Below are 12,450 nucleotides of genomic sequence, written 5' to 3'. Positions count from 1 at the left end.
TGCGCTGGCGGTGTGGCGATGCAAGGAAAGGGTCTGGGACAACATGTGGTTTCTCCGTGAAGTGGGGCGAGCTTACTAGAGGCTGGGGCCGTGATTCAATCAGTAATTGCTATGGGCATTGGTATGAGGGGCTATGGATTAAGTCACGAAGGGATTTATGCCACACTCGCCGCTCCCTCAGATTGTCCCGCCAGGAATGTCCATGACCATGCTGACCCTTGCTGCTGCCCAATCGGTGTCCGTCGCTGGTGACCTGCAGGCCAACCTCGATCGCCATCGGCGCTTGATGCAGCTGGCGGCGCAGCAGGGGGTGCAGTTGCTGGTTTTTCCCGAGCTGTCGCTGACCGGCTACGAGCCGCAACTGGCCGCTGACTTGGCGCTGGCGCCGGACTCACTGGCGTTGCAGTCGCTGCGGAATCTGGCTCGGGAGCTGGGGCTGACGGCGGTGGTGGGAATGCCGATCCGCCTGTCTGCCGATGGGCCGGTGTTGGTCGGGGCGTTGGTGCTTGGTGCTGATGGCTCACTGGCGGTGTACAGCAAGCAGCACCTGCATGCGGGAGAGGAGCGGGCGTTTGCTCCAGGCACTGGCGGTGCGCCGTTGAGCCTGGGCGGTGAAACCGTGGCCTTGGCCGTTTGTGCGGATTTTTGTCATGCCAGCCATGTGCAATCGGCGGTGGACGCCGGTGCCGGGGTCTATGCCGCCGGGGTACTGATCAGTGAAGGCGGTTACGCCACCGACAGCGCATTGTTGCAAGGCTATGCCCGTGACCACGGGATTCTGGTGATGATAGCCAACCATGGTGGTCCCAGTGGTGGTTGGGCCTGTGCCGGGCGCAGTGCGGTCTGGGGCACGCAGGGTGAGCTGCTGGGCGCTGTGGAGGGTGTCGGCGAGGCACTACTGATTGCCCGGCGCGACGCTGGGCGGTGGCAGACCGAAGTGTTGGCGATCGTGGATTGATGAGCGCTTTTGAACTGCGTCCGGCGACTGACATGGACCTGGCGTTCGCCCGGGACCTGACCCGTTCCACCATGCTCGGCTATTACATTCGCAATGATTTGCTGTGGCAGGATCAAGCTTTTGATGTGGCCTGGGCTGGACGCGAGAACCTGCTGATCTGCCAGGGCGTCGAGGTGCTGGGTTTCGTCAGCCTGAGCCGGGATCTGCGGGCGCTTTATGTTCGTGAACTGCATGTGCTGCAAGCGTGGCGCGGGCAGGGCGCCGGGGCCTGGACGTTAGAGCAGGTGCTGGAAATGGCGCGCCAGGAACGACGGGGTTTGTTGCGCCTGACTGTGTTCAAGGGCAACCCGGCGCAGCAACTGTACGAGCGGATGGGGCTGCAGGTGGTAGGCGAGGATGATTGCTTCTGGCGCATGGAGCGCTCATCGGCTTCAACTGCGAAAGACTGCGCCGACAACTGAGTGATGGGCCTGGTGCTCTTACAGCCGGGCTGGGTCCACTGGCGAGACCTGGTCCGGAATGATCCCGTCCTTCATCCCCAGCAATACGGCCACTTTGTGGGCTTCCCCCCGTTTGCCTTTCTTGCGGCCTGCCAGTACCTGATAGGTAGTGGCCGGATCAACTCCGTGTTCGCGTGCGAACTGTTGAACCGATTTACCTTGATGTTCCAGCCAGGCCTTGGCTTGTGCGGCAGTGCGGATACCGGGCATAGTTCAATACCGTTCAATTTTGTTCAATGCTTGAAGAGTATGACACCCCTAGGGGTGTATCTGACGGGATCATACATCCAAATGAGTGGAATCGGTTCGCGGTTGAGGCAGGAGCGAGAACGCCTTGGACTGTCGCAAAAAGTTTTTGGCGAAATCGGCGGCGTTGAAGCCAACGCCCAAGGTAAATATGAAAGTGGAGACCGTGCACCCAAGGCGGACTACCTGTCGCGGGTGGCGGCAAAAGACGTGGACGTGCTGTATGTGCTGACAGGCAGCCGCACGCCGATCCAGGTCGGCAAGCTGAGTCAGTCGGAGGCCAAGGTGCTCGACGGTTATCGGGCATTGTTCAAGGAGGACCAGGAGGCAATCTGTCGCCTGACCACCACCCTGGCCGAGTTGTCGCAGGGCCAGGGTGCACGGAAAAAGCCCCAGGCCGCGGAGTCCTGAGGCCGGGACACTTTCTACTAACAGGTCGGCAGCGTCTCTTATCGCTCGTCGATGAATTTTATATAGCGCTTCTGATTAGGTTTGTACGGTGCTTTTTTGCTAAGGTGTCCGGCAACCTTTAAAGACCATATCGCGAGGTGTCTGCTTGATTAGGGTGCTAGTAGTCGATGACCATGATCTCGTTCGTACGGGCATTACACGAATGTTGGCTGACATCGATGGCCTGCAAGTAGTCGGGCAGGCAGAGTCAGGGGAAGAATCCTTGCTCAAGGCGCGGGAGCTGAAGCCCGATGTGGTCCTGATGGACGTCAAGATGCCCGGGATCGGAGGTCTTGAAGCGACGCGCAAATTGCTGCGCAGCCATCCGGATATCAAAGTCGTCGCGGTGACTGTCTGCGAGGAAGATCCGTTTCCGACTCGCTTGCTGCAAGCAGGCGCGGCGGGCTACCTGACCAAGGGCGCCGGTCTCAATGAAATGGTCCAGGCCATCCGCCTGGTGTTTGCCGGTCAGCGCTACATCAGCCCGCAGATCGCTCAGCAACTGGTATTCAAATCATTCCAGCCTTCCAGTGATTCGCCGTTCGACGCCTTGTCGGAACGGGAGATCCAGATTGCGTTGATGATTGTCGGCTGCCAGAAAGTGCAGATCATCTCCGACAAGCTATGCCTGTCGCCCAAGACCGTGAACACCTACCGCTATCGTATTTTCGAGAAGCTTTCGATCAGCAGCGATGTCGAGTTGACGCTGTTGGCAGTTCGCCATGGCATGGTTGATGCCAGCCTCTGAAATGACCGACCTGTTTGATCCCAGTGCCTTTCTTTCTACCTGCAGTGGCCGTCCCGGTGTGTATCGCATGTTCGACAGCGATGCACGCCTGCTCTACGTCGGTAAAGCCAAGAACCTGAAAAGCCGCCTGTCGAGCTATTTCCGCAAGACTGGCCATGCGCCGAAGACCGCTGCCCTGGTGGCGCGCATCGCGCAGATCGAAACCACCATCACCGCCAACGAAACCGAAGCCCTGCTGCTGGAGCAGACGCTGATCAAGGAATGGCGGCCGCCGTACAACATCCTCCTGCGCGACGATAAGTCATATCCCTACGTGTTTCTTTCGGACGGCGACTTTCCGCGTTTCAGCATTCATCGCGGGGCAAAGAAGCAAAAGGGCAAGTACTTCGGACCTTACCCCAGCGCCGGTGCCATTCGTGAGAGCCTCAGCCTGCTGCAGAAGACCTTCATGGTCCGGCAGTGTGAGGACAGCTATTACAAGAACCGCACGCGGCCTTGCCTGCAGTACCAGATCAAGCGCTGCAAGGCGCCTTGCGTCGGCCTGGTGGAGCCCGAGGTCTATGCCGAAGACGTGCGCCACTCGGTGATGTTCCTGGAAGGGCGCAGCAACGCCCTGACGGATGAGCTCTCCAGTGCCATGGAGGCCGCTGCCGGCACCCTGGATTTTGAAAGGGCCGCCGAGTTGCGCGATCAGATTTCCCTGCTGCGCCGGGTCCAAGACCAGCAGAGCATGGAGGGTGGCACCGGCGATGTCGACGTGGTGGCGGCCTTCGTCAACCCGGGCGGCGCCTGTGTGCACCTGATCAGCGTGCGTGGCGGGCGGGTGCTGGGCAGCAAGAATTTCTTTCCCCAGGTGGGCATCGAGGAGGACGTTTCCGAGGTCATGCTGGCCTTTCTTGGCCAGTACTTCGTCAGCAGCCCCGAGCGCGACCTGCCTGCGGAATTGATCGTCAATGTGCTCCATGAGGACTTCCCGGTCCTGATCGCCGCCATCGATGAGTTGCGCGGTCGTGAATTGACCATCAGTCACCGAGTGCGCGGCACCCGTGCCCGCTGGCAGCAACTGGCAGTGACCAACGCCGAGCAGGCCTTGAGCGCGCGCTTGGCCAACCGCCAGCACGTGGCCGCCCGTTTTGAAGCCCTGGCCGAGGTGCTGAACCTGGACGAGCCCCCGCAGCGCCTGGAGTGCTACGACATCAGCCACTCCAGCGGCGAGGCGACGGTAGCCTCCTGCGTGGTCTTCGGGCCGGAAGGGCCGCTGAAATCCGATTACCGCCGCTACAACATCGAAGGCGTTACAGCCGGCGATGATTACGCGGCCATGCACCAGGCCCTGACACGACGCTTCAGCAAGCTCAAGGACGGAGAGGGCAAGCTGCCAGATATCCTCCTGGTGGACGGTGGCAAGGGCCAGTTGTCCATGGCTCGTGATGTGCTCAATGAACTGGCAGTGCCGGACCTGATTCTCCTCGGCGTGGCCAAGGGGGCGACCCGCAAGGCCGGTTTCGAAACCCTGTACCTGAATGATGCCGCCCATGAGTTCACCCTGAAGGGGGACTCGCCGGCGTTGCACCTGATCCAGCAAATCCGCGATGAGGCTCACCGCTTCGCGATCACCGGTCACCGCGCCCGACGTGGCAAGACCCGGCGCACCTCGACCCTGGAAGGGGTGGCGGGCGTCGGCCCGAAACGTCGGCGTGACCTCCTTAAACATTTTGGTGGATTGCAAGAACTGTCCCGTGCAAGCATCGACGAGATTGCCAAAGCACCGGGAATCAGTAAAAAGCTCGCAGAGTTGATTTATGCAAATCTGCACAGCGAGTAGAATGCCCAATCACCTCGTAGCCAGTTGTGCCGATGAATATCCCTAATCTGATCACCGTTCTACGCGTCCTGCTCATCCCGATTTTCATATTGCTGTTCTATTTGCCGTATAGCTGGAGCTACATGGCTGCCAGTTCGGTCTTTGCCTTCGCGGCCGCCACGGACTGGCTGGATGGGTACCTGGCGCGACGCCTGCAACAGAGCACGCCGTTTGGCGCGTTCCTCGATCCCGTGGCCGACAAGCTGATGGTGGCGGTGGCCTTGGTCTTGCTGGTTCAGGAGCACCACAATCTGTGGCTGACCTTGCCGGCCGCGGTGATCATCGGTCGCGAGATCGTGATTTCGGCGCTGCGTGAATGGATGGCCGAACTGGGCGCCCGTGCCCAGGTAGCGGTGTCCAGCATGGGCAAATGGAAAACCGCGGCGCAGATGCTTGCACTGGTGATCCTCCTGGCCAACCCGTCGGATTTCAGTTTCTGGGTGCTGGTGGGCTACGCCTTGCTGCTGGCAGCAGCGGGCCTGACCCTGTGGTCGATGCTGCAGTATCTGCGCGCTGCCTGGCCGCATCTGAAAATCGACAATGAAAAAAAATAACTTTTTTGAATCAAAGGCTTGACGCGCATTCTAATTTCTATAGAATGCGCATCACCAAGACGTTGCGGGAATAGCTCAGTTGGTAGAGCACGACCTTGCCAAGGTCGGGGTCGCGAGTTCGAGTCTCGTTTCCCGCTCCAAACATAGCGCTGCAGAGTTCAACTGAACTTTGCAGCGATCGCAAAAAGGACCTTCGGGTCCTTTTTTCGTTTCTGCGGATTTCGCTGAAATCCAGCATCCTCCAGTGCTTTAAGTCCAGAGCGGAGCCCTGATTGGGAGCCTTGAGTCTGGACAGGTGCTGCTTCTCCTCGGCAAAACTGATGGGCTTGCGCTCAATGGCCGCCTACGGCTCTATCCGCTGAATGATGACCGAGCCTTGCGCAAGATCGAGGCGTTGCTGTCTGCATACTGGTGCTGGTGGGATAGGCGAGCCGTTACGCAATACCTATCTGCATGTCCTTGATGACACCTTGCAACCGTGCAGCCAAGGCGACCTCTGCATCTCGGGTGCCGGTTTGGCGCAAGAGTACCTGGGGGATCCCGATGCGACTGCTGCGGCATTCAGGCGGCACCCCGATACCGGCACCTTGATTTACCGCAGTGGCGACAAGGTTCGGATGCATGAGAGGGGAGTCCTGGAGTGGATTGGCCGTGGGGAGGCCGAGTTGAAGATTCGCGGCAACCGCATCGGTTCTCGCGAGGTGGAGCGCGAGCTGGAAAGTATCAACGGGCTCGATGCTGCGGTAGTCGCTGCGCGCGGCTTCGAGGGCCGGGGGGAAGACATGTTGGCGGCTTACATCGTCGTCAGTCGGCCGTTTAGCAAAGAAGAGCTGAATCTCATGTTAAGCCGGCATCTGCCGGAGTACATGATTCCTGATCTGTATGTCGTGCTGCCGGAGTTTCCGCTGTTGCCCAATGGCAAGTTTGATCGATCGAATCTTCCCGTTCCATCGCGCAGCAACACATTGAGCAGTGAAAAACGCGTACTTGCGTCATTACCAGTTTCCCCTGCTTCCCTTGCGGAACACCGGTTACGGGTGGAGCAGATTTGCCAGGTCTTTGCCCAACTGCTGGGACGCGATCACTTTGATGAGCATGACGACTTTTTCGACCTGGGAGGCAATTCGGCGTTGGTGGTCATCGCTGCGGGGTTACTCAGTGTGAAACTCAAGTCAAAGGTTTCTGGAGCCATTGTCTTGGCGTCGCGCACTCCTACGCGAATGGCAGAGGTGCTGACCAGCAGTGACAAGGACCTCAAAACCACACTGGCCTGATGACTGATAGCTGGGTTTATAACCCAGGGCTGGTTGCACATCCTGGAATGGACAACCAGCCGCCGGTTGAAGGAGAGTAAGTTGCAAGGGGTTCAAGTGTTGATGAATTCATTCAGGCTTGCGATGAACACTTCGCATTTTTCTTCATGGGCGCAGTGGCCGGCAAACGGAATATTCATCAGCCGGGCTTCAGGAACTTGATTGGCCAGTTCAACTGAGTTGATCCTTGAGACCAGCATGTCATCGTCGCCGCGAACCACGAGCAACGGGCAACGAATGTGCCTGACACTGGCATTGGGATATCCGCTGTTGCTTGAGTCGAGCCAAAGGTCGACCAGAGCCTTGGACAGCGCGTCGAATTCAGGCGTCGGGTTGAGTGTCATGTAACGGTCGTAGCTGGCGGGAAACATCGTATGCCAGCTGTTGGCGGTAATGTCGGCATACACCTTGCGCGTCGGATCATTGGCCTTCAACGTCCAATGGGCACCGATGGTGACGAGCCTTTTGATCTTGATCCGATTGTCGGCTGCCAATCTGAGTGCGGCAATGCCGCCGTCGCTGTGGCCGATCAGGATGATATCGTCGAGCCCAAGGTGGTGGATGACCGCCTCGACATCATCCTGGATTCTTTTGTAGGTCAGCGCGGCTGTGCCCAGTGTCGATTTGCCGTGGCCTCTGCTATCGATGCCTATGAGCCGATAGTCCTTGCTCAGGTAAGGCGTGATGGGGTTGAAATCTTCAATGTTTCCAAAGCCGCCGTGGAGGAGAACAATCACCGGGCCGGCATCATTGCCCTGGATTTCGAAATAGATATTCGCGCCGCCAATTTCCAGGAACTGACCATCCTGATGGTTGAATACATTCATTTACATACGTCCTGTGTAATGACTTCCTTGACCTGGCTGGCGACCGTGACCGTCAAGGCTCGGGGTCCTCAAGGTCACGCGGCAAGCGCCAGGCCTCCATGGTAGCGCAAGGCTGTGAGTTGGTTTCTGCTTTGTTAGTGCGATGACCGAGCCATACCAACGTTTAAAGTTGGAATCACCTAGCCGATGATTTCTTTAGCCACGTAGCTTCGGGCAAGCATGCCTTCACGGGCCGCACGATATGGCTGTTGTGTTTTTTGCTGATGCCGATCTTGGGTCTCTTTTGCCGGCGCTGGCGTGGTGCGCAGACTTGCCGGATAGCTGCCAGACCTTGTTGCAGGATGAAGGTATGAAGGCCGCTGCACGGCGAACCATCAGCTTCGACCTCCTGACCGCCTTGCGCCCTTGCGCAGCCGACAGCCAATCTGGCTCAGCCAGGACCTGCCGGGTTCTGTGGGCGGCGCGCTTTAACTGATCCGACCAGGCAGTGCCGCGAGCGCGCGCCTGCCTGTTGTCGCGCCCTTGCTATCCGGTATCGAGAGCCACCGCCAGTTGTGGCTCGAGAGGGGGCAGATGCGCTCGATCCAGCGGACTTTATGATTGAATTGATCATTTATTGATTGAGTTGCGCATTATTGAGTCTTGTTTTAAGGTGCGATTGATCGAGTCAATCATTTCGTGATTGTTTCGATCAGGTCAGAGCCGTGTTGCGCACCATAAAAATAAGGAGTTACCGGATGATCCAGATTCCAATCAAGCGCTCCATCGAGCGTGTTCCTGGCGGCATGATGATTGTTCCGTTACTGATCGGTTCACTCATCGCCACCTTCCTCCCGGACATGCCAAAGTACTTTGGCTCGTTCACCAATGCGCTGTTCAGCGGTTCACTGCCGATTCTCGCGGTGTTCTACGTCTGCATGGGCGCCAGCATCAATATCAAGACCACGCCCTATCTGTTGAAAAAGGGGGGTGTGCTGTTCGCCACCAAGGTTGGAACGGCCATGATCATGGGGTTGGTCATGGGGCACTTTCTGGGCGAGCAACCGATTTCCTCGGGATTCTTTGCCGGACTGTCCACCCTGGCCGTGGTGGCGGCGATGAACGATACCAACGGTGGTCTGTACATGGCGCTCATGGGGCAGTACGGACGCCCCGCCGATGTCGGTGCCTATTCGGTCATGTCCCTGGAGTCCGGTCCATTCCTGACCATGATCACCCTGGGTGTTGCAGGTTTGTCGGCCTTTCCCTGGCCCACCCTGGTGGGCGCGATTCTGCCGCTGATGCTCGGCATGCTGCTGGGCAATCTTGATCGGGAGATGCGTGATTTTCTGGCCAAGGCGGTGCCGGTGCTGATTCCGTTCTTCGCCTTGGCCCTGGGGGCCAGCCTGGATCTGTTCAAAGTCTGGCAAGCCGGTTTACTGGGCATCGCCCTCGGCGTGGCCGTGGTGGTGGTCACCGGCATTCCGTTGTATTTCGCCGATCGCCTGTCCGGTGGCACTGGGGTGGCCGGGGCCGCGGCGGCGACCACGGCTGGCAATGCCGCCGCCGTACCGGCGCTGATTGCCGCGGCCAATCCCGCCTATGCCGAGGCGGCAAGCAGCGCGACACTGCTGGTCGCCGCTTGCGTGGTGGTGACGGCGATCCTGGCACCGATTCTGGTGTCGTCGCTGGCCAAGCGGCAAAAGGCCAGGGAAGTGTCGGCCACCGAACAAGCGGGTCTGCACCGACAGGAGACGCAACCATGAACCTGTTGATTATTGCCGATGACCTGTCTGGGGCCGCGGATTGCGCGATCGGTTTTGCCAGCGCCGGGCTGCACACCGTGGTGGCGCTCGATACCTCGACGGACACCCTTGGGGCTCAGGTCATTGCGATCGATACCGACTCCCGGCGCCTGGCGCCGACGGACGCGGCGGCGCTGACCCTGCGTGCGTTCGACGCGCTGAACCGTCCAGGAGGTCGCCTGTACAAGAAGATCGACTCGACCCTGCGTGGCAACTGGGCAGCCGAAGTGGCTGTTCTGCAACCGCGGGCCGGGCTGGCCATCATCGCCCCGGCATTTCCTGCCACCGGCCGGACCTTGCGCGAGGGCCGGGTTCTGGTGGCCGGTGCGCCCCTGGAAAGCACAGACACCTGGCGTTTGGAAAATGCCGATCGAGAGGCGGATATCGAGGCCATGCTGCTGGGGGCCGGGCTGACCTCCGCACGCCTGGATCTACAAGGGCTGCGGGTTGATCCCCGGCAGCTCGCCCAGCACCTGCTGAACGTCAAGGAGAGCGGTGTACAGGCATTGATCGTCGACAGTGAAACCAGCGATGACCTGCGCACCCTGGCGCTGGCGACCATTGACCTGGAGCGGGAGGTTTTCTGGGTCGGTTCCGGAGGCTTGGCGCGGGAGATCAGCGCCTTGCTGCAACCTGGCACTTTTTCAGCAGCGGACGCTGCCCTGGCGCCGGAGCCAAGCGGCTCGATCCTGGTCATGGTCGGTAGCCTGTCTGCTGTGTCGGACCGTCAATGCGCCTTGCTCAAATCCCAGAGCGGCATTGCCGAACTGTTGGTGCCGCCTGCGGTTCTGCGTGCCGGTCCGGAACACCACGACTGGCGACTGTGGCAGGCGTGCATGATCCAGGCACTGGATGGCGGTTCGGACCTGCTGCTGCGCATCGGTCGTGACGCGGTCTTTGCGCCAGCCGAGGGTGAGCGCCTGTGCACGGCGCTGGCGGCCATGACCGCGCCGTATTTCGGGCAGGTGGCGGGGCTGGTCGCCACCGGTGGCGAAACCGCTCGGGCCATGCTCAGTGCCGCAGCGATTGGCGGCCTGCAGATACATCAGGAAATAGAGGCCGGTGTGGTGCTCGGCAAACCATTGCTCCGGGCCCAAGACCGCTGTCCCCGCATCGTCACCAAGGCCGGGGCCTTTGGCAGCGATCAGGCGCTTTACCGGGCTTGGCAGTATTTGAACCAGGCGGGCGGTAACCACGCGTCTGCACACCCAGTTAAGGCATCGAGGTCAACTTTATGAGTAACACGCTTCCCGTCATTGGCATCACCATGGGTGACGCCACCGGTGTCGGGCCGGAAATCATTGTCAAAAGCCTGACTCATGCAGTGGTCTATCAACAGTGCCGGCCACTGGTGATCGGAGATGCCCGGCGTCTGGAGCAGGCCAACCGCATTGTTGGTGGCCAGCTGGTGATTCGCCGGATCAAGGATGCATCCGAGGCGTTGTATCAGCCTGGCAGCATCGATTGCATCGACCTGGGGCTGATTCCCCAGGACCTGCCATTCGGCGTGCTCTCAGCCATAGCGGGTGATGCGGCCTACCAGTACATTGCCCGCGCCGTGGAGCTGGCGAACGCGCAGCAGATCGACGCGATCTGTACTGCGCCGCTGAACAAGGAAGCACTGCACGCGGGAGGGCACAAGTACCCGGGGCACACGGAGATGCTTGCCCACCTGACTCACGTCGACGAGGTGTCGATGATGCTGGTGGCGCCGCAGTTGCGGGTGATCCACGTGACGACTCACATCGGCATCATCGACGCTATCCGCAAGATCGAGCCGGGTCTGGTACAGCGCACCATCGAGCGCGGCAACGCGACCTTGATCAAGGCCGGGATCGCTCGTCCGCGCATTGGCGTCTGCGGGATCAATCCCCATGCGGGGGAGAATGGTCTGTTTGGCTATGGCGAGGAAGAGGAGAAAATCATTCCCGCCGTGCAGCGCTTGCAGGCCCTCGGCCTGGACGTGACCGGCCCCTTGCCTGCTGACACCCTGTTTTTTCGCGCTGGGCGAGGTGATTTCGACCTGGTGGTGGCGATGTATCACGACCAGGGCCATGGCCCGGTGAAGGTCCTCGGCCTGGAGGCGGGGGTCAACGTCACGGTGGGGCTGGAAGTGATTCGTACCTCGGTGGATCATGGCACCGCGTTCGATATCGCCGGCCAGGGCATCGCTGATGAACGCAGCCTGTTGGAAGCGTTGCGCCAGGGTGCCGAGTTGGCCACTCGACGCTGAGATCGCAGTGAAGGCTACAAGGCACTGATGGGCTGCTGTATAAGATCAGCGCCCACCAGACAAGGAGCCCGTGCATGAAACCCGTCGACCGCCACCGCCTTATCCTCGATCTCGTTCGGACCCACGACACCAGCGTCGAGGAGTTGAGTTCGGCGTTGAATGTGTCGGAAGCCACGGTACGCCGTGACCTGACCCTGCTGGGCAAGCAACGCCTGCTGGTGCGTACCCATGGCGGCGCCACGGCGTTGATCGGCGTGCACGAGCCAGAGGCTTCACTGGAAGAGCGCAAGGCCAGTCGGGGGGATGAAAAGGCCGCGATCGCCAGGGCCGCCATTGCCCACATTCAGGATGGAGACACGGTATTCCTGGATGGCGGCACCACTTGTAGTGCACTGGCGGCACTGCTGTATTCGCACGGCAATATCCAGGTGGTTACCAACAATTTGTTGGCGGTCATGACGCTGGCCACGGCCCCGGGTGTCCGACTGACCCTGATCGGTGGCGATCTTCGGGAATCCAGCATGAGCACCCTTGGGCCTCTCGCCGAGCTGGCGATCAGCCGGCTCAGCGTTGATCGGGCTTTTCTTGGCGCCGACGGTGTGGTCGCCGAATTCGGTCTTTGTGAGGCCAGTGCACAACAGGCCTACCTCAAGGAATGCATCATCAAAAGGGCCGCGCAGGTATTCGTCCTGGCCGATTCGGAAAAGCTGGGCAGGGCACGTCAACAGCACTGGACGCCGCTGGAGCGGGAATGGCGGTTGATTACCTCGGCGGTTGATGAGGTGGAACTGCAACCGTTCCAGGATCTGGCCATGGCCACCGTGGAGACCGTCGAGCTATAGGTGCCCTAACGGTCGGTGCCAGTCGGTAATGCTTGCGAGTCGGTCGGCATGCTTGCCGCGAGAAAATCGAGGGCGACGCACTCAAGTCGCACCTCGATCGCCGGCCTGTGTTGCTGACATGATGGGAGGCG

At 60.0% G+C, this 12,450-nt stretch carries 13 protein-coding genes and 1 tRNA gene; 12 read left to right on the top strand and 2 right to left on the bottom strand.

Translation table 11 applies throughout. From position 1 onward, the window contains the following. Nucleotides 1-202 precede the first annotated feature (202 nt). On the top strand, nt 203-958 hold the full coding sequence (locus tag GV819_RS28470; protein WP_161759358.1) for a carbon-nitrogen hydrolase family protein: 756 nt from the start codon (nt 203-205) through the stop codon (nt 956-958). Next, nucleotides 958-1,419, top strand: a complete 462-nt coding sequence (locus GV819_RS28465) for a GNAT family N-acetyltransferase (RefSeq protein WP_161759357.1) — start codon at nt 958-960, stop codon at nt 1,417-1,419. Before GV819_RS28470 ends, GV819_RS28465 begins: the two co-directional genes overlap by 1 nt. A gap of 18 nt (nt 1,420-1,437) precedes the next feature. Here the strand turns inward: GV819_RS28465 and GV819_RS28460 are convergent, their stop codons facing one another. Continuing rightward, nucleotides 1,438-1,668 (bottom strand): DNA-binding protein, encoded by a 231-nt coding sequence (locus tag GV819_RS28460; protein ID WP_161759356.1) that lies wholly within the window; start codon nt 1,666-1,668, stop codon nt 1,438-1,440. Nucleotides 1,669-1,749: 81 nt separating this feature from the next. Between GV819_RS28460 and GV819_RS28455 the strand changes: the two genes are divergently transcribed. The 6 genes from GV819_RS28455 to GV819_RS28430 all read left to right on the top strand — a co-directional run bounded on the left by GV819_RS28455 (nt 1,750) and on the right by GV819_RS28430 (nt 6,594). Continuing rightward, nucleotides 1,750-2,115 (top strand): helix-turn-helix domain-containing protein, encoded by a 366-nt coding sequence (locus GV819_RS28455; protein WP_161759355.1) that lies wholly within the window; start codon nt 1,750-1,752, stop codon nt 2,113-2,115. Between the two features lie 145 nt (nt 2,116-2,260). Then, nucleotides 2,261-2,902, top strand: a complete 642-nt coding sequence (gene gacA / locus GV819_RS28450; protein WP_011061841.1) for a response regulator transcription factor GacA — start codon at nt 2,261-2,263, stop codon at nt 2,900-2,902. 1 nt (nt 2,903) lies between these two features. After that, entirely contained in the window at nt 2,904-4,727 is a 1,824-nt protein-coding gene (gene uvrC / locus GV819_RS28445; RefSeq protein WP_161759384.1) for an excinuclease ABC subunit UvrC, read from the top strand. Between the two features lie 32 nt (nt 4,728-4,759). Continuing rightward, on the top strand, nt 4,760-5,320 hold the full coding sequence (gene pgsA / locus GV819_RS28440; RefSeq protein WP_161759354.1) for a CDP-diacylglycerol--glycerol-3-phosphate 3-phosphatidyltransferase: 561 nt from the start codon (nt 4,760-4,762) through the stop codon (nt 5,318-5,320). 64 nt (nt 5,321-5,384) lie between these two features. Beyond that, nucleotides 5,385-5,460 (top strand) — tRNA-Gly (locus GV819_RS28435). Nucleotides 5,461-5,835: 375 nt separating this feature from the next. Continuing rightward, complete coding sequence (locus GV819_RS28430; protein WP_368668953.1) at nt 5,836-6,594, top strand: phosphopantetheine-binding protein; 759 nt, start codon at nt 5,836-5,838, stop codon at nt 6,592-6,594. A 92-nt stretch (nt 6,595-6,686) separates the two neighbouring features. On the opposite strand, the gene GV819_RS28425 is transcribed toward GV819_RS28430, so the two are convergent. After that, nucleotides 6,687-7,460 carry an alpha/beta fold hydrolase gene (locus GV819_RS28425; protein ID WP_161759352.1) on the bottom strand — a complete coding sequence of 258 codons (774 nt, stop codon included), beginning with the start codon at nt 7,458-7,460 and terminating at the stop codon, nt 6,687-6,689. Nucleotides 7,461-8,197: 737 nt separating this feature from the next. Between GV819_RS28425 and GV819_RS28420 the strand changes: the two genes are divergently transcribed. From GV819_RS28420 to GV819_RS28405, 4 genes are all read left to right on the top strand, one after another. Continuing rightward, nucleotides 8,198-9,205, top strand: a complete 1,008-nt coding sequence (locus GV819_RS28420) for a 2-keto-3-deoxygluconate permease (protein WP_161759351.1) — start codon at nt 8,198-8,200, stop codon at nt 9,203-9,205. Further along, nucleotides 9,202-10,482, top strand: coding sequence for a four-carbon acid sugar kinase family protein (locus GV819_RS28415; RefSeq protein ID WP_161759350.1), 1,281 nt, complete (start codon nt 9,202-9,204; stop codon nt 10,480-10,482). Before GV819_RS28420 ends, GV819_RS28415 begins: the two co-directional genes overlap by 4 nt. Next, entirely contained in the window at nt 10,479-11,477 is a 999-nt protein-coding gene (gene pdxA, locus GV819_RS28410; protein WP_161759349.1) for a 4-hydroxythreonine-4-phosphate dehydrogenase PdxA, read from the top strand. Before GV819_RS28415 ends, pdxA begins: the two co-directional genes overlap by 4 nt. Before the next feature lie 74 nt (nt 11,478-11,551). Next, entirely contained in the window at nt 11,552-12,319 is a 768-nt protein-coding gene (locus tag GV819_RS28405) for a DeoR/GlpR family DNA-binding transcription regulator (protein ID WP_161759348.1), read from the top strand. Nucleotides 12,320-12,450: the final 131 nt, after the last annotated feature.

Source organism: Pseudomonas sp. Fl5BN2 (genome assembly GCF_009908205.1).
Classification (GTDB): domain Bacteria; phylum Pseudomonadota; class Gammaproteobacteria; order Pseudomonadales; family Pseudomonadaceae; genus Aquipseudomonas.
This window is presented reverse-complemented; position numbering and strand designations above follow the sequence as displayed.